We start from the raw sequence: 20,881 nt of genomic DNA on the forward strand, positions 1-20,881 counted from the left end.
GGGGCGGCAACCTCGCATTTTTTGAGTGAATGGAGTCCGCAGTTTATCTGCCTAGGCTGTAGGATGCCGAATAAGGGGAGCGGGTACAGCAGGTCTCGCAGGACAGGAAAACCACAAAAAGTATGGAAACACAGCGCGTAGCCGTCATTATCGAAGACGACAAAGACATTCGCGATCTTCTGCACGCAGTACTCCAGCAGTCCGGTTTTGAAGTACATGCAAGTCCCACCGGATCCGAAGGCGTGGAAGCAGTCCGCACCCACAATCCCGCCGTCGTCACCCTGGACCTTGGGCTGCCGGATATCGACGGATTTGAGGTCATCAGGCAGCTGCGGCTGTTCAGCGACGCCTACATCGTGATGCTCACGGCACGTGCCGAAGAGCTGGATACCCTGATGGGCCTGGAAGCCGGCGCAGACGATTACATCACCAAACCGTTCCGGCCGCGTGAGCTTCGCGCCCGGATTTCTGCCATGATGCGCCGCCCGCGCAAGGATGAAGCGGCCCCTTCACCCGCTGCTGCACCTGCTGCCGAAGTCCCGCAGGCATCCGTTCCCGAGGCAGCCGCACCCAGTGCGGACAGCGGTGTTTTCCAGCACAACGGCCTCATGCTGGACCCTGGAACGCGCACTACCCAGCTTTCCGGCCGGGACGTGGACCTCACACGCACGGAATTTGACCTGCTTCAGGCGCTTCTGGAAAGCGGCCGGCGGGTGCGGAGCAAAACCGATCTGGTCCGCCGCCTGCGCGGGGAGGACTACGACACCGGGTCCTACATCAGTGAGTCGGACGAACGCACGATCGAAGTCCATGTCGGGAACGTCCGGCGGAAGCTCGGTGACGACTCACGTTCTCCGCGCTGGCTGGAAACAGTCCGCGGCGTGGGGTACCGGCTCGCTCCGGCCCAGTAGCTCCCTGACACCTGGCTCCCAGACACCTGGCTCCCTGAAATACAGCTCCCTGAAACACAGATCCCCCGAAACCCGGCGGCTGCTCCGGGGGCGGCGTCAGCGGACCGGAAATGTCTGGCTGAGGTGCCGCACAGTGTCGTCGCCGCACTGCTGAATCGGTTCGATCAGTGAAGCAAGGCCGCAGTGGTCCGCGCTGCGGACCATTTCCTGCGCCCGAGAAGCGAGCCCGGCGAGGCGTTCGGCTCCGGCCATTTGGCTGGAGATCTTGATGCTGAGCACCACGTCCATGGCGCCGGGGAAGTCTGCGGTGTCCAGGGCCGCAACAAGACGGGAAAAGCGTCCGTCCCACATATCGATGTAGTTTCCGACGAACTGGTGGCAGATCTCCGGGCCCATTTGTTCGCTCAGCTCGCGCAGAACCCGGGTGGAGACCAGGGTTTGGGAAGATGGGCGTTCTGTCACCGCGATCATTTCGGAAGTCGTGGGGCGGGAGCAGCGCCGCAGGCGCGGGTGGCGCAGCCTGCCGGCACGATTCTCTGGCGGGGAGACATGGGGGTCCTCCTGATGGACAGCAATCCCCTTGTGGGGGATTCGGGTGAGTCAATGCTGCCAACTGTGTCAGGGCAAGCTCAGGAACTCTCCCCGTGCAGGCTCAAGATCCCGGAAATTTTGCCGGGCTGCAGGCCGGACCCCTTAACGGACGACGCCGGCACCTCGGAAGGTACCGGCGTCGCCCTAGCGGCCGTGAACGGCCGCTAAGGAACTAATCTGCGATGTAGAAGAGCCGCTTGTTGACGAACTCGTCCATGCCCAGCGGGCCAAGCTCGCGGCCGTAGCCGGAACGCTTGACGCCGCCGAACGGGATGTCGGCGCCTTCGCCGACACCGTTGACGTTGGCCATGCCGACTTCCAGCTGCGCCGCTGCGCGGCGCGCGCGCTCCTCGTCCGTGGAGAAGACGGCGCCGCCGAGGCCGTAGTCGCTGTCATTGGCGAGCTGAACGGCTTCCTCGTCGCTGGAGACCTTGTACACCACGGCGACGGGGCCGAAGAGCTCTTCCCGGTAGGCGCGCATCTGCGGGGTGACGCCCGTGAGTACTGCCGGAGCGAAGTAGGCGCCGGGACCGTCCTGCAGGGTGCCGCCGGCGTGCAGGGTAGCTCCCTTGCTGACGGCGTCCTGGACCTGTTCTGCCAGCCCTTCGGCGGCAGTGCGGGAGGAAAGCGGGGTGTAGGTGCCTTCGGCCCCTTCTGCGGGGTTTCCGGGCACCAGGTCCTTGGCCAGGTTGGTCAGCTCTGCTACGAACTCGTCATAGATGTCCTCCATAACAATCATCCGCTTGTTGGAGTTGCAGGCCTGCCCGGTGTTCTCGATGCGGGTCGCCCAGGCCTGGCCAGCGGCAGCCTTCACGTCCTCGGCGTCAAGCACCACGTAGGGATCGGATCCGCCCAGTTCCAGGACGACCTTCTTCAGGTTCTTACCGGCCAGTTCGCCGATGATCGCTCCGGCACGCTCGGAACCGGTGAGCGAGACGCCCTGGATGCGCGGGTCAGCAATGATGTCCGCGATCTGGTCGTAGTTGGCGAAGACGTTGGTGTAGACACCTGCGGGCACCCCGGCGTCGTCCATGATTTTCTGGATCGCCAGCGCGGACTTCGGGCAGGACTCGGCGTGCTTGAGGATGATGGTGTTGCCCAGCATCAGGTTCGGAGCTGCGAATCGGGCCACCTGGTAGTAGGGGAAGTTCCACGGCATGATGCCCAGCAGCGGCCCGACCGGGAGCTTCTGGATCATGGCCCGGCCGCCGCCGATTGCCTTGATCTCCTGGTCCGCTGCCAGCCCGGGACCTTCAGTGGCGAAGTAGCTGAAGATGTCGGTGCAGAACTCGGCTTCGCCCTTGGATTCGGCGAGCGGCTTGCCCATCTCTTCGGTAATGATGGCGGCCAGTTCCTCCACACGTTCGGTGAAAAGCTCGCCGACCCGGGCCACGATCCGGCTGCGTTCCTCGATGGGAACCCCGCGCCAGGACTCGAACGCTGCCTGTGATCCCGCGAGTGCTTCCTGGATCTGGGCGTCGGTGGCCGTGGGGAATTCCTCGCCCTGTTCACCGGTAGCGGGATTCACTACCCGGTAGGACCTGGCCGTTGTGTTGGAAGTGGTGCTCACGTCCGTACTCCTTACGCATAAAAGTGGGTTATGTCATCATGCCCCGAAACGGGCTTCACGGTAAACAAATCACCTGTTGGTGACGCAGTCCGGAGAGGCCGGGAGCCATGTCCGGCAGGCCCGGGGAAGTTCTGTCAGGCTCTGGCAGCCATGCCTGGCCGCGCCGCCCGCCAGGCATAGACGGCGGCGGTGCCCAGCGCGGCTCCCAGGGTGTTGGCAAGGACGTCCTGCAGGGTGGGAACCCGGTCGGGTAGGAGCAGCGCCTGGCAGGTCTCCACGGCCGCGGACAGGCAGAAGCCGGCCACGGCAGCCAGCCAGGTCCAGCGGGAGCCCAGCCACGTGCCAACGAGCAGCCCGAGCGGAACGAAGAGAAGGACGTTCGCAGCGGTTTCAACCAAGCCGTAGTCCACCCAGGCCGGGATGCCGAAGTTGTGCAGGAGCTCCAGGAACTGCCGCAGAACCGCCCCCGCTGTTCCGCGGTCCACGGGCGCGGGGGCGAGGACGACGGCGCAGAGGGCACCGAAGTAGAGCACCGAGGCGGCCAGCAGGGCAGGCCTGCGCCGGTGGACCCTGCCGCGGGCGGGATTCTGCATGCTCGCTCATTTCCGGAGTCAGTGCGGAATCCGTGGCCTGGGGGCCGGAATGATCCGGATTGCGCAGATGTTGAGGGGGTCTTGTGGGCGCCTTGAGCATTGTCCCAATGTTTTCCGAACCCTGTGCCAAGACTGCCCGGTTTCTTGAGTTCCGCGATGGAAAGTAGTTCCAGCGGCAGGGGAAAACCCCGGGCCGATAGGTCTCACAGGAACAAGGGGAACACAATGAACAAGATGGCAAAAGGCGCACTGGCAACCAGCGTAGGCGTGGCACTGCTGCTCGGCGGCGGCGGAACCCTGGCAGTATGGAACGTCTCCCAGACCGCCAACGCCGGCACGATCGTCGCAGGTGACCTGAACCTGGTTGCAGGAAAGGGCACTTGGACGAATGCCAAGGGCGCCAAGATTGACCCGGCAGTCTACAAAGTCGTCCCGGGCGATGTGCTCACCTACACCCAGGAACTGGACGTCACCCTGGTCGGCGACCTGATGGAAGCAAAGCTCACCCTGACCGGCGCATCGAGTGCCTTCACCAACGCCTCAGTCTCCGACATCGTGGTCACGGATACTGCCGGAGCGGCTGTCAACGCGGCCAAACTGACCCCCGCGACGCTGCCGGCGGACAAGAAGGTCAAGGCAACCACGACGTTCACCTTCAACTCGAACACCGTGAACCGTGACGATGCAGGCAAGACGGCCAACTTCTCGGCCCTGCGCTACACGCTGGACCAGATCGCCCCCAAGTAACCGGGCACCCCGCCACTTGTTCTAATCCCCGGCTGTGCGCGGCGCGCACGCTCCGCGCACAGCCTTCCCCCTGGAGACAAAGCTCATGAAAAGCCTTCGAGTACTGAAAGCAGCAGGCCTGATCCTCGCTGCCCTGGTGCTCGGGCTGATGACGGCCCAGGGCAGCTACGCACTCTGGAACGCAGGAACCCAGGCGAATGCCGGAACCATCCAGGCCGCCAGCTTCGACGTCGTGATGGACAACGGCACCGGTCCGGTGCTGATGACCCAGGCAGACGGCAGCAAGGGAACGGTGGCACTGAACGTTGGCACAGTGAACGCAGGCTCTTCCGCCTACACACGTGTAGTGCTTACCAACAACTCCAACGCCGGCGGCAGCTTTACGATCAACGCCTCCGCGGGAGCAGCACAGATTTCGTCCTTCCCGGAGCTGTGGACCGTCCAGCACCGGGCCGTTTCCGGCACCGATCCGGGCGCCTGCAGCGCCGCGTTGTTCAATGCCACCCAGCCGCAGACCGTAGATATCCCCAAGGGTGCCTCCGGAATGATCTGCTTCCAGGTCACCCTCGCCGGATCGGCGAACATCCAGGGACAGGCATCCACCATCACCGTCCCGCTCTCCGCCGCACAAGTAGGTTAGGAACAAACCATGTCAACTGGACACAGCACCGCTTCACCGGCCGTCCGGGCACTGAAGCTGGCCGGCACCGCAATCAGCCTCGTCGCCATGAGCGTGGCGGCCCTGGCCGCCCTCGTGCTGATCATCGTCCCGCTGGTCACCGGTTCCCAGACCTACACCGTGCTGACCAGCTCCATGGCACCGAACTACGCACCGGGCACCTTCCTGGTCGTCAAACCGACACCTGCCGACGCCCTGCGGGTCGGTGACGTGATCACCTTCCAGATTGAATCCGGCAAGCCGGCGGTCATCACCCACCGGATCACCGGCATCAGCGCCGGCCAGAATGGTGAGCGGACCTTCACGACCCAGGGCGACAACAACGCCGTTGCCGACGAATTCCCGGTGATGGAAGCCCAGATCCGCGGCAAGTTGTCCTACGCGGTTCCGTATGTCGGCTTTGTGGCCAACGGCCTGGGAAACAGCGAACGCGGCGAGATCGCACAGTGGGCCGCCGTTGGCCTGCTGGGCTACGGGATCGTACTGCTGGTCCGCGGCAGCCTCGAGAAGAAGCGGAAGAACTCGGAAGCCGACGTGGATGCCGTGCTGCTTGACCTTCCGGTCGGCGGCGCCCACGTCCGCGACGCCGGACCTGCCGTCCGTCACCTTCACGACCACGGCAACACCGCGTTCGGCCACGACCCCGTGCTGCGCGACTGCGACCACTGCGACCACGCTGCTGTTTCCTTCCACGTGGCAGAAGCCCCCAAGAGCGTGGCAGTCTGATGCACTCCTCCAGCCGGACCAAGGTGCCACTGGGCATCAGGGCCGGCCTGGCAGCTCTGGGATGCGGGCTGCTGGCCGCGGCCTCCCTCGCTTCCGCTCCCGCCGCCTCCGCCGCAGACGACTACCTCCAGGTCAGCCTGGATGGCGGAAGCTTCGGCAGTCCGGCCGCCGGCTCCGTTTTCGCCGACGGTGTTCGCCTGGTCCCCGGTGCCACCAGCACCGGATCTGTCTGGGTCCGCAACGCGGGACCCGAACCTGCCTTCCTCACCGCAGCAGCGTTGAGCACGGCAATGGATCCGGAGCTTGCCGGATATCTGACCGTTGGGTCCTCCGCCGTGGGGTCGCCGGCTGCCGGTGCGGCCGTCATCGGGCTGGCAGGTTCCTGCACGGACCTGTCCCTGGCTCTGGCCATCCCGGCCGGCGCGGCCCGGCAGGTGGACCTCTCAGCCGGGCTGCTGCTGAATACCCCCAATGCAGCCCGGGCCAAGCAGGGCACCTTCGATCTGCTGCTCCTGCTCGATTCGGCCGGAACCGGACGCTCCGCCTGCGACGCCGCAGCGGAGCCGGTCCGCCCCGGCCAGGTCCCGTCTCCGGGAGCCGGCCAGCCGCAGCTCACCGCACGGGCTGCAGATCTCCCCGGAACCTCCGCCGCACGGATCGCCGCTGTCCCCGCAGCCGTGCCAGCCGCGCCCGCCGGGCTTCAGCCGGCTGAGGCAGTGGCCATCCCCGCGGCCGCGCCCTCCGGAACCCCTGACGCACCGCCTGAAATCACGGCCGCCTCATTCATTGAGAGTACGGTGGAACCGATCATCCGCACCTGGCAGGGCACTTTGATGGTGCTGCTTACCGCTGCATTCTTTGCTGCGGCTGCCGTCAGGACACGAATTACCCGAAGGACGCCATGAACCACAATGAGCAGCCGAAGCCTCCAGAGGAGAAACCCGGGATGCTGCAGCGGTTCCGGCGGCTTCCCGGCTCCCGTGCTGCCGCGGCTGCTTTTGTCCTGGCCCTCGTCCTGGGGTTCGGCGGACCCGCTGCTTACGCCTGGTGGAGTCAGCAGGGAGCCGCCAGCTTCTCGGTGACCGCCGGTGCACCCACGGCTACGCCGACACCGACTCCGACTCCGACTCAGCCGGGCCCACCGGCTGTTGGCCCTAACCCGGTGCTTGCCGGGTGGCCGGGCAAGCCCTCCGGAGGGGTTGTCTGCGCGCCCCTGAAGGACTTTGACGGTCTGAGGCAGGACCGGGAAATGGGCATCAGCTTCTCCTGGGGAGCGCCGGTCAGGGGCACCGCGCCCACGGGCTACGTGGTGCGGATGACTTCCAACACTCCCGGATTCGCCTATGACAAGGTGCAGAACGTCACCGCCGCCAATGCCGTGTTCACACTGCCCCGGTCCCTGTCCGATCCAAAAAGCGGGAATGCCGTGGACGGATCCACGCCGTACTACACCACGTACACCATCCGGGTCATGCCCATGAACGGGGCAGTCGCCGGGGATCCGCTCTACTGGACCTACAAATACGAGCACTGGAAACTGGACAACTGCTATGACGAGCGGGGCCAGGGCGGCGGGCTCGGAACGGTGGGGAACACCGTCCTCACCTGTGCAAAGGCCCTGCCAAATCCCCGGTGGGTGGACGGCTACTACACGCTTACCCTGGGCTGGCAGCCCGCGCCTGCCGCGGCCTCGTACCGGGTAACGATCGTGTCGAACGGACGGCCCGGGGTGTACGGCCTGGATATGACCACGCCGGACGTGCAGGCAGCCCTGCGGTTCGCAAAGGAAGCCGGGTCCTACGGGCAGTACACGGTCAGGGTGCAGCCGATGAACGCCAGCGGATCGGGCGATCCGGCGTACATGACCTACCAGCTGGGCGAATACAGCCAGGAGTGCTGGAAGACCGGCGCAGAGTCGCTCTAGCGCCCCTCGTTTTCGCTGGAGTCCGCTTCGAAGACGTCCGGGATCCCGTTCTCATCGGCGTCCACCCGTTCGGCGGCGTCGATCACCGCGTAGCGGCGGTTGCGGATAGTCAGCAGGACCGAGGCCAGCAGGGCCGCGAGCACGGAAGCGGCCAGGATGGCGACCTTCGCGTCGTCGTTGTGTGCCGATCCCACTTCGAAGCTGAGGTCGTTGACGAGCAGCGAGACGGTGAAGCCAATGCCCGCGAGGATGCCGATCCCGGTCAGGTCGATCCACTTCACCGAGTCGTCCAGCCGTGCCCTGGTCACAGTGGTCAGGGTCCAGGTGGTCAGGAGGACGCCGATCGGCTTGCCCGCTACGAGGGCCAGGATGATGCCCACGGCGACAGGGTCGGTCAGGGCGCGGCCCAGTCCGTCGAGTCCGCCGATTGCGACCCCGGCCGAGAAGAACGCGAAGACCGGAACTGCGAAGCCGGTGGAAATCGGCCGGAACCGGTGTTCGAAGATTTCGGCCAGGCCCGGCTTGTCCTCGCTCGGGGGGAGCTTAGCGCCGGCTGCGCTGCGGCGCAGCACCGGGACAGCGAAGCCCAGCAGGACACCGGCCACGGTGGCATGGACGCCGGACGCGTGCATCAGGATCCAGACGGCGACAGCGAGCGGGGCGAGGAACACCCAGAACGCCCAGGGCCGGGTCCCGAAGAACCGGGGAGCACGCTGGACCAGGAGCGTAAAGGCTGCGAGCGGAATCAGCATCAGCAGCAGCATCTCCGGCTTCACATCTTCGGAGTAGAAGAACGCGATGATCATGATCGCGATCAGGTCGTCAACAACCGCGAGGGTCAGCAGGAAGATGCGCAGCGCGCTGGGCAGATGGGAGCTGATGACGGCGAGGACGGCCAATGCGAAGGCGATGTCCGTGGCGGTTGGGATGGCCCAGCCGCGGAGCCCATCGGAGCCGGAAACCAGGTTCACCGCAACGTAGATCAGCGCCGGAACGATAACGCCGCCAAAAGCTGCCGCCACCGGAACGATTGCTTTGCTGATCTGCCGCAGGTCTCCGGCCACAAACTCCTTCTTGAGTTCAAGGCCTACCAGGAAGAAGAAGATCGCCAGGAGGCCGTCAGCTGCCCAGGCGCCGACCGTGAGGTCCAGATGCCAGGGCTCGTAACCGAAGCTGAAATCCCGGATGGTGAAGTAGCTGTCCGAGGCGGGGGAGTTGGCCCAGATGAGGGCGGCTACGGTGGCGATCAGCAGGAGAATGCCACCAACGGTTTCCTTGCGCAGGATCTCTCCGATGCGCAGGTACTCGCGGTAGCTGGACCGGCTGAGAATGGTGCGGGACGCCCCGGAGGGCTTGTGTGAGGCCATGAAGGCAGGCTCCTAAACGTAATCGGGTACGGCAGAACTACTGCCGACCAGACTTCCCGGCTCACCTTCGCACTAGCTTACCTTCCCCCGCACCTGGAATGTGCGGGGGAAGGTGGAGCGCTACGCGGCCAGGGCGCGGACGCCGATGATCGCAGTAGCCAGACCGAAAATGATCGCGGTGCTGATCAGCATCAGGTTCACGGTCATAAAACGGGTGGGGGCGCCGTTAGCGTCCCGGGCCTCCGGAGCCTTCAGGACACGCTTGAGGAACGGGGGCCAGACGATGATCGACCAGAGGCCGGCCGCAATGAGGACAAACGCCAGGGGTGCAGACAGTGACAAGGAGAGCTCGCTTTCAGGCCGCGGACGGACCTAGTTGTTTTCGATCCATTTGCCGGCCTGCGTGGCCTGGATGGTCAGGGCCTTGCCGATCATTGGTTCTGCGGCCTTGGCAATCTTGTCGCCCAGGAACGGAATCGAGGAGCTGACGCTGCCTTCGACGTCGGTCCGGGTGCCCTCCGGCACTGCCACCATGTGCTGGACGGCATTGACCTTAAGGGGAACGCCGCCGACAGACAGGTCGATGGTTGCGGTGCGGGAGCCGTCTGCGGCGGGCGCTTCCCAGGACTCCTTCTGGGTCACGGTCAGCGACGCACCGACCAGCTTTTTGGCCATGTCCGGCAGGCGGTCCGTGGGGAGAGTGCGGACGGCCGTGACGGTGAACGGGCCGGCGATGTCGCCGTCAACCACCAGTGAGACCAGCGAGCCGCCTACGTGCTCACTGATGCTGCGGACAAAGTCCTCATCCGTGAAGGTCTTGGTCAGCGTGGCAGCGTCATACGGCAGGGTGGTGGAAGCAGTCAGGGCCATTGGGTCCTCCGATAGGTGGTGTGCGGCGGGCCCGGCGCCGGAGCGCTGGACCCGCCAAACATCCTAGTCGGTGAAAGGCTGCGCCCTCCAACGCAGTCCGCCCTGCAGTGCTCAGGGAATTCTCACGCAGCCCGCCGCCTGGTTGTCCGTGGAAAGGATGACGATGGACTTGCCCGACCCGTTGTCCGGCAGCACCCAGGGGACCGTCACGGATGCATCCGCAGACCCGTCCGCGTCCGTGGTGAAGTCCAGTGCCAGTCCGGACGGAACGTTCTCGCTGACATCCTCCTGGACGTATTCCGGTCCGGCGTCGGAGACATCGGCTCCGCACGCCTGGTTGTGCAGCACTCCGGAATAGCCTGCATCCGCGGCAAAACCCTGGACCTGCATCTCCAGCGTTGTCTCCAGATCCGTTTCCTGGAGGGTGAGTTCGGTTTCGGCTCCGGCCGGAATCAGGTCCGTGTCATAAGCCGTGGCGATGGCGTTCTCGCACCACGGTCCAAAGGCCCCTTCGATCACACCGCCTGAAAGGGCAGAGGGCGAGGCGGACGAACACCGGCTGGCCTCAACCGTGGTGCCCGGGCCCGCAGCCTGGCAGGAGGCCGAGGTGGCTTCGGGCCCCGTCTCGCAGGCCGGATCAACCGATTCCTGCGTCGAGGCCGCGGGGGAACCGGAGCTGTACATACCGCCGTCATCCCCGTCATTGGAACAGGCCGTGAAGAAGAGAATGGCTGCTGCGAAGGCAATGAACAGAAGCGGCGTTCTACGTACCAGTCTGCGTTCCATGGGGGCAGGCCTCCGATGCGCTGGGGAAAGGCGGTTGCGGTGTTGCCCGTGCCATTCCAGCGTGGCAGCCGCGATCCGGAAAATCCACACCCGGGCCCGCGCAGGGGCGCGATCAGGCGGGAGGAAACCTAGACCATGGAAGCAGCCGGGGGAAGATCCCCGCGCAGTGTCCGGAGTGGAAACAGGCTAATCATGCAGGTTTCACAGCTGACCCTGTTAGGCCCCCAAATCGTCGAGTAGCATCACCGCACGGCTGCTGCCCCGGGACGGTGACGGGCACACCGTGCCCACTCACTCGCACTCATTTAGGGGAACGATGAAATTCAGCAGATCGGCGCGCGGGGCAGCCCTCGCGGCCACTATTGTCCTTACAGTTTCGGCGGGAGCTCCGGCCGCCTTCGCCGCTGACGTTAACTCAGGCGCTAAGAACGGTCAGGGCGCCCACCAGGGGCCGGGGCAGAACAACGGCAAGCCAGGCCAGGGGCACCCCGGCAACGGAAAACCCGACAAGCCCGGCAAACCTCACAAGCCCGACAAGCCCGGCAAGACGGACTCCGACAAACTGCGGGACAAGGTCACGCTCAAGGGGCTGCTGGGCCACCTGAACGCTTTCCAGGCCGCCGCGGACGCCAACAGCGGTAACCGTGCTGCCGGTACGCCGGGCTACGAAGCCAGCGCCCGGTACGTGGAATCGCAGCTGCGCAAGGCCGGCTACACGCCGTTCCGCCAGGCTTTCACGTACGAACAGTTCGTCCTTAACGGAGACGCGCTGGAGCAGGTGTCACCGAACCCGGCTACCTACACCGCCGGTACCGATTACCTCACCATGAGTTACTCCGGCTCCGGGGACGTGACCGCGGCAGTGACGGCCGTCGACATCAACCTCACCGGCAACCGGGCCAACAGCTCGGGCTGTGAAGCGGAGGACTTCGCGGGGTTCACCGCGGGCAACATCGCGCTGCTGCAGCGGGGAACCTGTGCCTTCGGCGACAAGGTTGCCAACGCGGCGGCCGCCGGAGCTGCCGGTGCCATTGTCTTCAACCAGGGCAACGATGTCCCGGGCGATGACCGCACCGGGCTGATCAACGGGACACTCGGCTCCGAGCTCTCCGCCATCCCGGCGGTGGGCACCACTTTCGCCCTCGGGGAGACCCTCGCCGGGACGGCGGGAGTGACGCTGCGGCTGGCAGTTGATTCCGCCATCAAGGCCACCGAAACGTTCAACGTCATCGCTGATACGCCCAAGGGAGATCCGACGCGGCAGGTTGTGGTCGGCGCGCATCTGGACTCGGTGGCCGAGGGCGCGGGCATCAATGACAACGGCAGCGGTTCCGCCGCCATCCTGGAAACCGCGATCCAGCTCGGCAAGACCGGGAAGTTCAAACTGGAGAACCAGGTCCGGTTCGCGTTCTGGGGTGCAGAAGAGGACGGCCTGGTCGGTTCCACGCACTACGTATCCCAGCTTGACGAGACCGGCCTGCAGAACACGCTGGCCAACCTGAACTTCGACATGGTCGGTTCCACGAACTTCGTCCGCTTCGTCTACGACGGAGACGGCGACGCCTTCGGCACGGCAGGGCCCACCGGCTCGGACGTGATCGAGGGAGTCTTCGAGAGCTACTTTGCATCGGCTGGCCTGGCCTCGGCACCAACTGAGTTCAGCGGACGCTCTGACTATCAGGCGTTCATCAACAACGGGATCCCGGCCGGCGGACTGTTCACCGGTGCGGAAGGGATCAAGACTCCGGAGGAAGCAGCGCTCTTCGGCGGGACCGCCGGCACCGCCTACGACCCCTGCTACCACTCGGTGTGTGACAACCGGAGCAATATCAGCAACAAGGCAATGGACGAGATGTCCGACGCCGTCGCGCATTCCGTGCTGACCTTCGCGCAGACGAAGGCCGATCTCAAGGGCGGTGCCGGGGCCGCCCGCACCGTTCCCGCGCAGCCTGACTACCTGGGCCATGAGGCCCTGCGGTAGCAGCCCAGCCGCTGTTTAGGAGCAAAGGAGGCCGTCCATCCAGGGCGGCCTCCTTTGCCGTTCCGCCGACAGCGGGATCCGGAGCAGGCGGCCGCGCGCAGCGGGTACGCTGGAAAGAACACCCGGGGTTGACTGCCAACTTCGGGTTCTTGTGTTGCCCTGCCCTGAAGGAGAAACACCGAAGATGAGCCTGAACGGACTGCGCGCCGCCCTGGCCGAGGACCCGTCCTACGCACGCCTGCGTGCCCACGCTGCACGGCCGCCGGCCCAGCGCAGCCAGGACCTGGAAATCGGAGCTCCGCAGGGTATGCGGGCCGCGCTGCTGGCCGAGATGGTGGACGGCCTGGCGTCAGGGAGCCCCGACGGCGGGACACCCGTGGTTCTGGCGGTCACCGCCACCGGACGGGAGGCTGAGGACCTCGCCGCCGCGCTGCGCAGTTACCTCCCGCTCGCCGGGATCGAGGAGTTCCCGAGCTGGGAGACGCTGCCGCACGAGCGGCTTTCCCCGCGTTCGGACACCGTGGGGCGCAGGCTCTCCGTCCTGCGCCGGCTGGCGCACCCGGGCAATGATCCGGTGCAGGTGGTCGTGGCGCCGGTCCGTGCGGTGGTTCAGCCGCTGGTGAAGGGGCTTGGGGACCTGGAACCGGTTTCCCTGGCGGTGGGGGATGAACGCCCGTTTGAGTCCGTGGTCAAGGCGCTCGCAGATGCTGCCTATGCGCGGGTGGACATGGTGTCCCACCGCGGAGAGTTCGCTGTGCGCGGCGGCATCCTGGACGTTTTCCCGCCTACCGAAGACCATCCGATCCGCATCGATTTCTTTGGCGATGAAGTGGAATCGATGCGCTGGTTCGCCGTTGCCGACCAGCGCACGCTGACGGGGGAGGACGTGATCCACCCCAAGGAGCTTTACGCACCGCCCTGCCGTGAGCTGCTGATTACGCCGTCCGTCATGAGCCGGGCGGCGAAGCTCAAGGATGAGATGCCCGCAGCCGCGGACATGCTGGAGAAGCTGGCCGGCGGAATTGCCGTTGAGGGGATGGAATCACTGGCCCCCGTGCTGGTCGACGAGATGGTCCCCCTGATGAGCGAGCTGCCGGCGGGTTCCATCTGCGTGGTGATCGAACCGGAGAAGGTGCGCGCCCGCGCCCACGACCTGGAGTCCACGAACGAGGAATTCCTGGCCGCAGCGTGGGCCACGGCGTCCGACGGCGGCGCGGCACCGGTGGATCTGTCAGCCGGGCTGAGCGCGGACCTGGAAGCCGCCAGCTTCCGGTCGCTGGCCGATACCCGTTCCGCAGCGCTGCAGAACGACGTGTCCTGGTGGGCGATCACCTCCTTCAACCCGGACGAAGAGACCGTCCTGGACATCGACACCCTGACCATCAACGCCCGGGAGCCGCGCGGCTACAAGGGCGACGTTGCCGAGATGATGGAGTTCATCGGCTCACGGGTGCGCGACCAGTGGCGGATTGTGGTGGTGACCGAAGGTCCCGGCCCGGCGTCCCGGCTTGCGGAGCTGTTCGCTGACAATGACATCCCCGCCTCCCGGGTGGAATCACTGGATTCCGAACCGCAGCCCGGGATCATCGAGATCACCACCGCCAGCGCCGGCCGCGGATTCGTATTCGACAATCTCAAGACCGGCCTGCTGACCGAAGCGGATCTGCTCGGCCGGGCCAGCGCATACTCCACCCGTGACATGCGCAAGATGCCCTCCCGCCGCCGCAACGCCGTCGACCCCCTGCAGCTGCAGGAAGGCGACTACGTGGTGCACGAACAGCATGGTGTGGGGCGCTTCGTGGAGCTGCTGCAGCGCGCCACCGGTGCCGGCGGAAACAAAACGGTCCGGGAATACCTGGTGCTGGAGTACGCTCCGGCCAAGCGCGGGGCCCCCGGGGACCGGCTGTTCGTGCCCACCGACCAGCTGGACCAGATCACCCGGTATGTGGGCGGCGAGACGCCGGTGCTGTCCAAGATGGGCGGTTCGGACTGGGCGAAAACCAAGAGCCGGGCACGGAAGGCCGTCAAGGAGATCGCCGGGGAACTGATCCGGCTCTACTCCGCCCGGATGGCGTCGCGCGGTCATGCCTTCGGCCAGGACACCCCGTGGCAGCGCGAACTGGAAGAGGCTTTCCCCTACATTGAGACCCCGGACCAGCTGACCACCATCAACGAGGTCAAGGCGGACATGGAGCGGGAGATTCCCATGGACCGCCTGGTCTCCGGCGACGTGGGCTACGGCAAGACCGAAATCGCCGTGCGCGCGGCCTTCAAGGCGGTGCAGGACGGCAAGCAGGTGGCCGTACTGGTGCCAACCACCCTGCTGGCACAGCAGCACATGGAGACCTTCACCGAACGGTTCTCCGGATTCCCGGTCCGGGTCGCTGCCCTGTCCAGGTTCCAGACCGCCAAGCAGGCCAAGGAAGTGATCGAGGGGGTCCGCACCGGCACCGTGGACGTGATCATCGGGACCCACCGCCTGCTCTCGCCTGAGGTGCAGTTCAAGGACCTGGGGCTGGTCATCGTGGACGAGGAGCAGCGGTTCGGCGTCGAGCACAAGGAAGCGCTGAAGAAAATGCGCACCAACGTGGACGTGCTGGCCATGAGTGCGACGCCGATCCCGCGGACGCTGGAAATGTCGCTGACCGGCATCCGGGAAACCTCCACGCTGGCCACTCCGCCGGAAGAGCGCCACCCGGTCCTCACCTACGTCGGTCCCTACACGGACAAGCAGGCTTCCGCGGCCATCCGCCGCGAGCTGATGCGTGAAGGGCAGGTGTTCTTCGTGCATAACCGGGTGTCCTCGATCGACCGGACCGCCGCGCACCTGCGGGAGCTGGTGCCCGAAGCCCGGATCGCCGTCGCACACGGCCAGATGAGCGAAGCGAAGCTTGAGCAGATCATCGTGGACTTCTGGGAAAAGCGGTTCGACGTGCTGGTCTGCACCACCATCATCGAAACCGGCCTGGACATCTCCAACGCCAACACCCTGATCGTGGACCGGGCGGACCACTTCGGCCTGTCCCAGCTGCACCAGCTGCGCGGCCGGGTGGGCCGCGGACGGGAGCGTGCCTACGCGTACTTCCTGTACCCGTCGGAGAAGCCGCTCGGCGAGGTTGCGCTGGAACGGCTGAAGGCTGTGGCTGCCCACAACGAGCTCGGCGCGGGCATGCAGCTGGCCATGAAGGACCTGGAAATCCGCGGCGCAGGCAACCTGCTGGGCGGAGAGCAGTCCGGTCATATCGCCGGCGTCGGATTCGATCTCTATATCCGGCTGGTTGGCGAGGCAGTGGCGGACTACCGCGGCGAAGCCGAGGAAAAGGCAGCGGAAATGAAGATCGAGCTGCCGGTCAACGCGCACCTGCCGCACGACTACGTGCCGGGGGAGCGGCTGCGGCTGGAAGCCTACCGCAAGCTGGCGTCGGCCATCACGAACGAGGCCATCGACGAGGTCCTCGCCGAGTTGGTGGACCGCTATGGTGAGCCGCCGCAGGCGGTGAAGAACCTGATTGACGTGGCGCGGTTCCGGGTTGATGCCCGCGAGGCCGGGCTGACCGACGTCGCGCTCCAGGGGAACTTCATCCGGTTCTCCCCGGGAGACCTGCCCGAGTCCAAGACCATGCGCCTGCAGCGGTTGTACCCGGGCGCGCAGGTCAAACCCGCGTTGAACGCCGTCCTCATCCCCAAACCGAAGACGGCGCGGATCGGCGGCCGGGACCTGCAGGATGCGGAGATCCTCGAGTGGGCGCACCAGGTACTGGACACGATCTTCAAGGACTAGCCCGGAACGCAGGCGCGGCCTCCTTCGGGAGGGGGGACCGAAGGAGGCCGCGGTCTAGGGGGCGGAGACGGGCGGCAGCTAGGAATCGAACCCCATCCCGATGGCGTCCATCAGCTTCAGCCACGGACCCCGGCGGCCCTGCCTGCGGTCGGCACGCACCATGGCCGCGGTGGTGATTTTGACACCGATCCAGGCCACCGGCTCCGGCGGGAACGGCAGCGGCAGTTTGCGGACCAGCTCCAGGCTGGTGCGCCGGGTGGTTTCTCCCGAGAGCAGGTCCAGGAGCACATTCGCCGCGAACCGGCTGGCGCCGACGCCGAGTCCGGTGAAGCCGGCCGCGTAGGCGACCCGTCCGCCGTAGGCCTTCATAAAGAAGGAGAAGAAGCGGCTGCAGGTATCAATCGCACCGCCCCATTTGTGCGTAAAGCGGATGCCTTCCAGCTGTGGAAACGTCAGCAGGAAATGAGCGGCCAGTTTGCGGAAGGTCTCTTCGCTCTGGTCGTGCTCGTTTTTCAGGCTCCGCCCGTAGTGGTACACGGCGTCGTACCCGCCGAAGAGGATCCGGTTGTCATCGGTGAGCCGGTAGTAGTGAAACCGGTTCGCGACGTCGTCGAGCCCCTGCCGGCGTGACCAGCCGATGGACTTCAGCTGGGCCTCGGTCAGCGGTTCAGTCATCAGCGCGTAGTCGTAGACAGGCACGGTGTGCAGCCGGGCGCGGCGCAGCAGCGACGGAAAGGCATTCGTGGCCAGGGCAACCCTGGCGGCCGCCACCGTTCCCCCGCGGGTGGTCACCTCCACCCCGTTCCCGGTCCGGGACAATGCCGTGACGGGGGAGTTCTCGTAGACTTGCACTCCCTGCTGCCGGCAGGCCCGTTTCAGCCCCCATGCCAGCCGGGCCGGGTCAACGAGGGCGCTGCCCCTGCGGTTCCAGAGGCCGGCGAGGTAGAGCGGTGAGTGGACTTCTTCCTGGACTTTCTCCTGGTCGAAAAACTCCTCACCGGTCTCCTCCGCTTCCTTCCGGAGCCAGTCGACCTGGTGCGCTTCGGTGGCCAGGGCCAGGGTTCCGTTCCATTCGAAACCGCAGTCGATCCCGTGCCTCTCGAGCGCTGCGGCGAACTCGGCCAGATTCTCCTGGCCGAGTTCCTGGAGCAGGTCAACTTCCCCGGGCAGGTGCTTTACGCCGTTGCTGTGGCCGTGGGTCAGGCTGGCCGAGACGAAGCCTCCGTTCCGCCCCGAGGCGGCCCACGCCACCTCGCGGGCCTCCAGCAGTACCACGGAAGCGGACGGGGTCCGTTCCTTGGCCATCAGGGCCGTCCACAGTCCGGTATACCCGCCGCCAACCACCACCAGGTCCGCGGTGGTGCGGCCGGCTAACGGAGGCAGCGGGGCCGGGCGCTCAGGCCGGTCCAGCCAGTAGGGGGCAGCCGCTGCCCCGGACAGGGCGTCGGTGATGCTGCCGGCCGGGACACGTTCCTCGGCCAGGTCATAGGCGGTGGTGCTGGGCACAGGGTCTGCTTTCGCTCGTGGGTGGTTCTTAGCGGGCAATCCGCCGGGCTTAGGCGGGACGGTAACCGGTGGTCTCCGGCGGAACCGCGTGCCTGATCATCAGGTGCCGCGTGACCGAGTAGTCCAACAGCGGTTCCATGCTCATGTCCTTGCCGAAGCCGGATCCCTTGACCCCGCCATGGGGTGCTTCCGAGGCCAGCGGAAGATGGTCGTTGACCCAGGTCACGCCGACGTCGAGCCGGTGGCTGACACGGATGGCACGGCCGACGTCGGCGGTCCAGACCGAGGACGCGAGCCCGTAGGCGTTGTCGTTGGCGAGGGCAACGGCGTCGTCCTCCCCATCGAACGGCAGGGCGACCAGCACCGGGCCGAACACTTCGCCCTGCACCAGTTCCGAGGACTGCGCCGCGCCCACCACGAGCGTGGGCGGGAAATAGAAGCCCGCTCCCTCCAGCGCCGAACCGCCCTCCAGCACCTCCGCGCCGGCCTGCACGGCCCGGGTCACGAAGCCGGAGACCTTGTCCCGGTGTGCCGCGGAAATCAGCGGGCCAATGTGGGTCAGCGGATCGTGGGGGTCGCCGAGGACAATTCCCTTCAGCTCAATCCGCAGGGCGGCGACGGCGTCGTCGAAAATGCTCCGCTCAATGTAGACCCGGGTGGCGGCCGTGCAGTCCTGGCCGGTGTTGTAGGTCCCGCCCAGGGCCACCGCGCGGGCCATCTGGGCGATGTCCGCGTCCGCGAACACCAGTGCCGGGGCTTTGCCGCCCAGCTCCAGGTGGACGCGTTTAATGTCCTTGACGGCGCCCTGCATCACTGCCCGGCCGGTGGCCGTGGACCCGGTCACGCTGACCATGTCCACGCCGCGGTGGGCGGCCAGCGCCGAGCCGATTTCCCCGCCGCCGGTTACGACGTTAAGCACACCCTCGGGCAGGCCGCAGCCGGCGGCCAGCTCGGCCAGCCGCAGCGTGGATCCCGGCGTCAGCGGGGCGGGTTTGAGCACCACCGTGTTCCCGGCCGCCAGCGCCGGGCCGGCTTTCCAGAGCGCCATGATGAGCGGAAAGTTCCACGGAGTGATGCCTGCGACCACACCGACCGGCCGGCGCAGCATCACCGATGTGTATCCGTCGGAGAACACTCCGGCCCCGGTGCCGTCCACGGACCGGGCAGCACCCGCGAAAAAACGCAGGTTGTCGGCGCCGAAGGGGATCTCGCCGTCGAGCACCGTTGTCCAGGGCTTGCCGCCCTCGGTGACCTCCAGCTCGGTGAGCGCCTCAGCATCCGCTTCGAGCGCATCGGCGAGCTTGAGCAGCACCCTGGCCCGCTGTCCGGGCGTCTGCCCGGCCCATCCGGGGGCAGCAGCGCGGGCGGCGGCGACGGCGGTGTCAACGTCCGCGGGCGTGGAAGCGGAGAGCGTGCCGGAGACCGTGCCGGTCGCTGGATTGACCAGCTCCTGGACTTCGCCGGAGGCAGAGCGGTAGCTGTTGGAAATGAAGGTTCCAGATGACATGGTGGTTCGTCCTAGCTTTACAGTGCGGTTTCGGTTTGGGGCTGTGCATGTACGGCGGCAACGCCTTCCAGCGCGGAGGCGGCGGCGGCCAGGCCGTCGGCGGCCCGGATACGCTCTCCGGCTGCCTCGCAGCGCCTGCGCAGGTCCTGGTCCCGGAGCAGCTCGTCCACGGCGCCCAGGAGCTCCGCGGGGGTGCAGGCATAGGTATCCAGCCGCCGTCCGTAGCCCGATTCGTGCACCCGCTGGGCATTGTCATATTGGTCCCAGAACAGGGGCAGCAGGATCATGGGCTTGCCGAAGTGCAGCGACTCGGTGGTGGTGTTGTTGCCGCCGTGGGTGATCACCAGGTCCACCAGCGGGATGATGCGCGTCTGGGGCAGGAACTCCGCGCCCCACATGTTGGCGGCGAGGGTAATCTCCTCATGCAGGGGACCTTTGGAGACGATGAAGTTGTAGTCCCCGGCGGTGCCCAGGATGTCCACCGTGCGCTGCATCAGAGCGACGTCGGCCCCGCCCAGTGAGCCGAGGCTGAAGTAGATGAGCGGTTTGGTGCCGTCCAGAAAGTGCCCTGGCAGATCAGCGGCAGCTTCCGTTTCCCGCACGGCGGAATCCACCCGGGTCCAGTCCGCTCCCAGCGGGCGGCCGGCGGTGTAGTCGAGTTCCTCCGGATACACGTAGATGTTGTGGACCCCGCTGTGAATGAACTCCAGGTAGGGGAGCGGCTGGGCGCCCTGGGCCTGGACCCAGGCGTTGAAGTCCTCCCAGAGGTCCTTGTGCGTGCGTTCGTATTCGGAGCGGTACTCGCCCCACCCGGTGACATCCGTTTCTCCCAGGCCCGAGTACGCCGGGGCGATGCCGCTGCCAGGGATTTCCAGCGGATTGCAGGAGACAATCCGGACAAACGGCCTGCCCGCCGTCACGAGTGCCGGAAACGCTACGACATTGTCCTCAATGATCACGTCAGGATTTACTTCCGCAATTATTTTCTGCAATTCCGGCTCACAGTATTTTGCACCTTCGATGGCTCCCTCCCAGATTGGGCGGATTACCGTTTCAGCCTGCAGGAGCGTGGATTTGCGGAATTCCGGAGAGATTGCCTTGATGTATTCTTTCCAGAAATCTCCCGCTTCCTGGTCTCCTTCAGCCGGCGGGGCGAAGTCCACGAGCGCTTCCTCGAACCCAAGCGGCGCAAGCTTTCCGCGCCAGGATGACTCTGATGCGAAGACGACGCGGTGGCCCCGCCGCAGCAGTTCACTGCCAATACCAATGCAGTTATTGGTGGGCCCGTAGGCACTTTCGGGCATGAAAAGAAAAGTACGTGAATTTGTCAATGTTCTCTCCT

Annotated in this window: 18 protein-coding genes; 8 read left to right on the plus strand and 10 right to left on the minus strand. The window is 65.9% G+C overall.

Features of this window, described 5'->3' with window-relative positions; all coding sequences use genetic code 11:
• The first annotated feature begins 122 nt into the window (after positions 1–122).
• Positions 123–911, plus strand: a complete 789-nt coding sequence (locus ArtHe_RS02695; RefSeq protein ID WP_066299149.1) for a response regulator transcription factor — start codon at positions 123–125, stop codon at positions 909–911.
• A 96-nt stretch (positions 912–1,007) separates the two neighbouring features.
• Here ArtHe_RS02695 and ArtHe_RS02700 read toward each other — a convergent pair whose 3' ends face one another.
• The 3 genes from ArtHe_RS02700 to ArtHe_RS02710 all read right to left on the minus strand — a co-directional run bounded on the left by ArtHe_RS02700 (position 1,008) and on the right by ArtHe_RS02710 (position 3,665).
• Positions 1,008–1,373, minus strand: coding sequence for an Hpt domain-containing protein (locus ArtHe_RS02700; RefSeq protein ID WP_248318625.1), 366 nt, complete (start codon positions 1,371–1,373; stop codon positions 1,008–1,010).
• A gap of 301 nt (positions 1,374–1,674) precedes the next feature.
• Entirely contained in the window at positions 1,675–3,072 is a 1,398-nt protein-coding gene (locus ArtHe_RS02705; protein WP_248318627.1) for an NAD-dependent succinate-semialdehyde dehydrogenase, read from the minus strand.
• Positions 3,073–3,206: 134 nt separating this feature from the next.
• The gene (locus tag ArtHe_RS02710; RefSeq protein WP_248318629.1) at positions 3,207–3,665 is read right to left on the minus strand and encodes a VanZ family protein; all 459 of its coding nucleotides are present in this window, start codon (positions 3,663–3,665) and stop codon (positions 3,207–3,209) included.
• Positions 3,666–3,890: 225 nt separating this feature from the next.
• Here ArtHe_RS02710 and ArtHe_RS02715 point away from each other — a divergent pair, with 225 nt between their 5' ends.
• The 5 genes from ArtHe_RS02715 to ArtHe_RS02735 all read left to right on the plus strand — a co-directional run bounded on the left by ArtHe_RS02715 (position 3,891) and on the right by ArtHe_RS02735 (position 7,741).
• Entirely contained in the window at positions 3,891–4,412 is a 522-nt protein-coding gene (locus ArtHe_RS02715; protein WP_066299164.1) for an alternate-type signal peptide domain-containing protein, read from the plus strand.
• 85 nt (positions 4,413–4,497) lie between these two features.
• Positions 4,498–5,052, plus strand: coding sequence for a hypothetical protein (locus ArtHe_RS02720; protein WP_248318631.1), 555 nt, complete (start codon positions 4,498–4,500; stop codon positions 5,050–5,052).
• Positions 5,053–5,061: 9 nt separating this feature from the next.
• The gene (locus tag ArtHe_RS02725; protein WP_248318632.1) at positions 5,062–5,817 is read left to right on the plus strand and encodes a signal peptidase I; all 756 of its coding nucleotides are present in this window, start codon (positions 5,062–5,064) and stop codon (positions 5,815–5,817) included.
• Positions 5,817–6,722: a hypothetical protein gene (locus tag ArtHe_RS02730; protein WP_248318634.1), complete on the plus strand. Its 906-nt coding sequence runs from the start codon at positions 5,817–5,819 to the stop codon at positions 6,720–6,722. Before ArtHe_RS02725 ends, ArtHe_RS02730 begins: the two co-directional genes overlap by 1 nt.
• On the plus strand, positions 6,719–7,741 hold the full coding sequence (locus ArtHe_RS02735; RefSeq protein WP_248318636.1) for a hypothetical protein: 1,023 nt from the start codon (positions 6,719–6,721) through the stop codon (positions 7,739–7,741). The genes ArtHe_RS02730 and ArtHe_RS02735 overlap by 4 nt, the downstream gene beginning before the upstream one ends.
• Here the strand turns inward: ArtHe_RS02735 and nhaA are convergent.
• The 4 genes from nhaA to ArtHe_RS02755 form a co-directional block, all read right to left on the minus strand.
• Positions 7,738–9,108 (minus strand): Na+/H+ antiporter NhaA, encoded by a 1,371-nt coding sequence (nhaA, locus tag ArtHe_RS02740; protein WP_248318638.1) that lies wholly within the window; start codon positions 9,106–9,108, stop codon positions 7,738–7,740. The genes ArtHe_RS02735 and nhaA overlap by 4 nt on opposite strands.
• 120 nt (positions 9,109–9,228) lie before the next feature.
• Positions 9,229–9,450 carry a hypothetical protein gene (locus tag ArtHe_RS02745; protein ID WP_066299176.1) on the minus strand — a complete coding sequence of 74 codons (222 nt, stop codon included), beginning with the start codon at positions 9,448–9,450 and terminating at the stop codon, positions 9,229–9,231.
• Positions 9,451–9,480: 30 nt separating this feature from the next.
• Positions 9,481–9,978, minus strand: a complete 498-nt coding sequence (locus tag ArtHe_RS02750; protein WP_248318639.1) for a DUF2505 domain-containing protein — start codon at positions 9,976–9,978, stop codon at positions 9,481–9,483.
• 111 nt (positions 9,979–10,089) lie between these two features.
• On the minus strand, positions 10,090–10,764 hold the full coding sequence (locus tag ArtHe_RS02755) for a hypothetical protein (RefSeq protein WP_248318640.1): 675 nt from the start codon (positions 10,762–10,764) through the stop codon (positions 10,090–10,092).
• A 316-nt stretch (positions 10,765–11,080) separates the two neighbouring features.
• On the opposite strand from ArtHe_RS02755, the gene ArtHe_RS02760 reads away from it, so the two are divergent.
• Both ArtHe_RS02760 and mfd read left to right on the plus strand, forming a co-directional pair.
• Positions 11,081–12,745, plus strand: a complete 1,665-nt coding sequence (locus ArtHe_RS02760) for a M28 family peptidase (protein WP_248318641.1) — start codon at positions 11,081–11,083, stop codon at positions 12,743–12,745.
• 184 nt (positions 12,746–12,929) lie between these two features.
• Entirely contained in the window at positions 12,930–16,526 is a 3,597-nt protein-coding gene (mfd, locus tag ArtHe_RS02765; RefSeq protein WP_248318642.1) for a transcription-repair coupling factor, read from the plus strand.
• Positions 16,527–16,604: 78 nt separating this feature from the next.
• Here mfd and ArtHe_RS02770 read toward each other — a convergent pair whose 3' ends face one another.
• Genes ArtHe_RS02770 through ArtHe_RS02780 form a run of 3 tightly spaced genes read right to left on the minus strand, consistent with a single transcriptional unit; the run spans position 16,605 to position 20,870 of the window.
• Complete coding sequence (locus ArtHe_RS02770) at positions 16,605–18,032, minus strand: FAD-dependent oxidoreductase (RefSeq protein WP_248318643.1); 1,428 nt, start codon at positions 18,030–18,032, stop codon at positions 16,605–16,607.
• 49 nt (positions 18,033–18,081) lie between these two features.
• Positions 18,082–19,539: an aminobutyraldehyde dehydrogenase gene (locus ArtHe_RS02775; protein WP_248318644.1), complete on the minus strand. Its 1,458-nt coding sequence runs from the start codon at positions 19,537–19,539 to the stop codon at positions 18,082–18,084.
• A 17-nt stretch (positions 19,540–19,556) separates the two neighbouring features.
• Entirely contained in the window at positions 19,557–20,870 is a 1,314-nt protein-coding gene (locus ArtHe_RS02780) for a glycosyltransferase (protein ID WP_248318645.1), read from the minus strand.
• Positions 20,871–20,881: the final 11 nt, after the last annotated feature.

This window comes from Arthrobacter sp. Helios (assembly GCF_023167125.1).
In the GTDB taxonomy this organism is placed as follows: Bacteria; Actinomycetota; Actinomycetes; order Actinomycetales; family Micrococcaceae; genus Arthrobacter_B; species Arthrobacter_B luteolus.

Coding starts and splice junctions, on each gene's coding strand:
- ArtHe_RS02695 (WP_066299149.1), top strand. CDS start 123: ATGGAAACACAGCGCGTAGCCGTCATTATCGAAGACGACAAAGACATT.
- ArtHe_RS02710 (WP_248318629.1), bottom strand. CDS start 3,665: ATGCAGAATCCCGCCCGCGGCAGGGTCCACCGGCGCAGGCCTGCCCTG.
- ArtHe_RS02715 (WP_066299164.1), top strand. CDS start 3,891: ATGAACAAGATGGCAAAAGGCGCACTGGCAACCAGCGTAGGCGTGGCA.
- ArtHe_RS02720 (WP_248318631.1), top strand. CDS start 4,498: ATGAAAAGCCTTCGAGTACTGAAAGCAGCAGGCCTGATCCTCGCTGCC.
- ArtHe_RS02725 (WP_248318632.1), top strand. CDS start 5,062: ATGTCAACTGGACACAGCACCGCTTCACCGGCCGTCCGGGCACTGAAG.
- ArtHe_RS02730 (WP_248318634.1), top strand. CDS start 5,817: ATGCACTCCTCCAGCCGGACCAAGGTGCCACTGGGCATCAGGGCCGGC.
- ArtHe_RS02735 (WP_248318636.1), top strand. CDS start 6,719: ATGAACCACAATGAGCAGCCGAAGCCTCCAGAGGAGAAACCCGGGATG.
- nhaA (WP_248318638.1), bottom strand. CDS start 9,108: ATGGCCTCACACAAGCCCTCCGGGGCGTCCCGCACCATTCTCAGCCGG.
- ArtHe_RS02750 (WP_248318639.1), bottom strand. CDS start 9,978: ATGGCCCTGACTGCTTCCACCACCCTGCCGTATGACGCTGCCACGCTG.
- ArtHe_RS02755 (WP_248318640.1), bottom strand. CDS start 10,764: ATGGAACGCAGACTGGTACGTAGAACGCCGCTTCTGTTCATTGCCTTC.
- ArtHe_RS02760 (WP_248318641.1), top strand. CDS start 11,081: ATGAAATTCAGCAGATCGGCGCGCGGGGCAGCCCTCGCGGCCACTATT.
- mfd (WP_248318642.1), top strand. CDS start 12,930: ATGAGCCTGAACGGACTGCGCGCCGCCCTGGCCGAGGACCCGTCCTAC.
- ArtHe_RS02775 (WP_248318644.1), bottom strand. CDS start 19,539: ATGTCATCTGGAACCTTCATTTCCAACAGCTACCGCTCTGCCTCCGGC.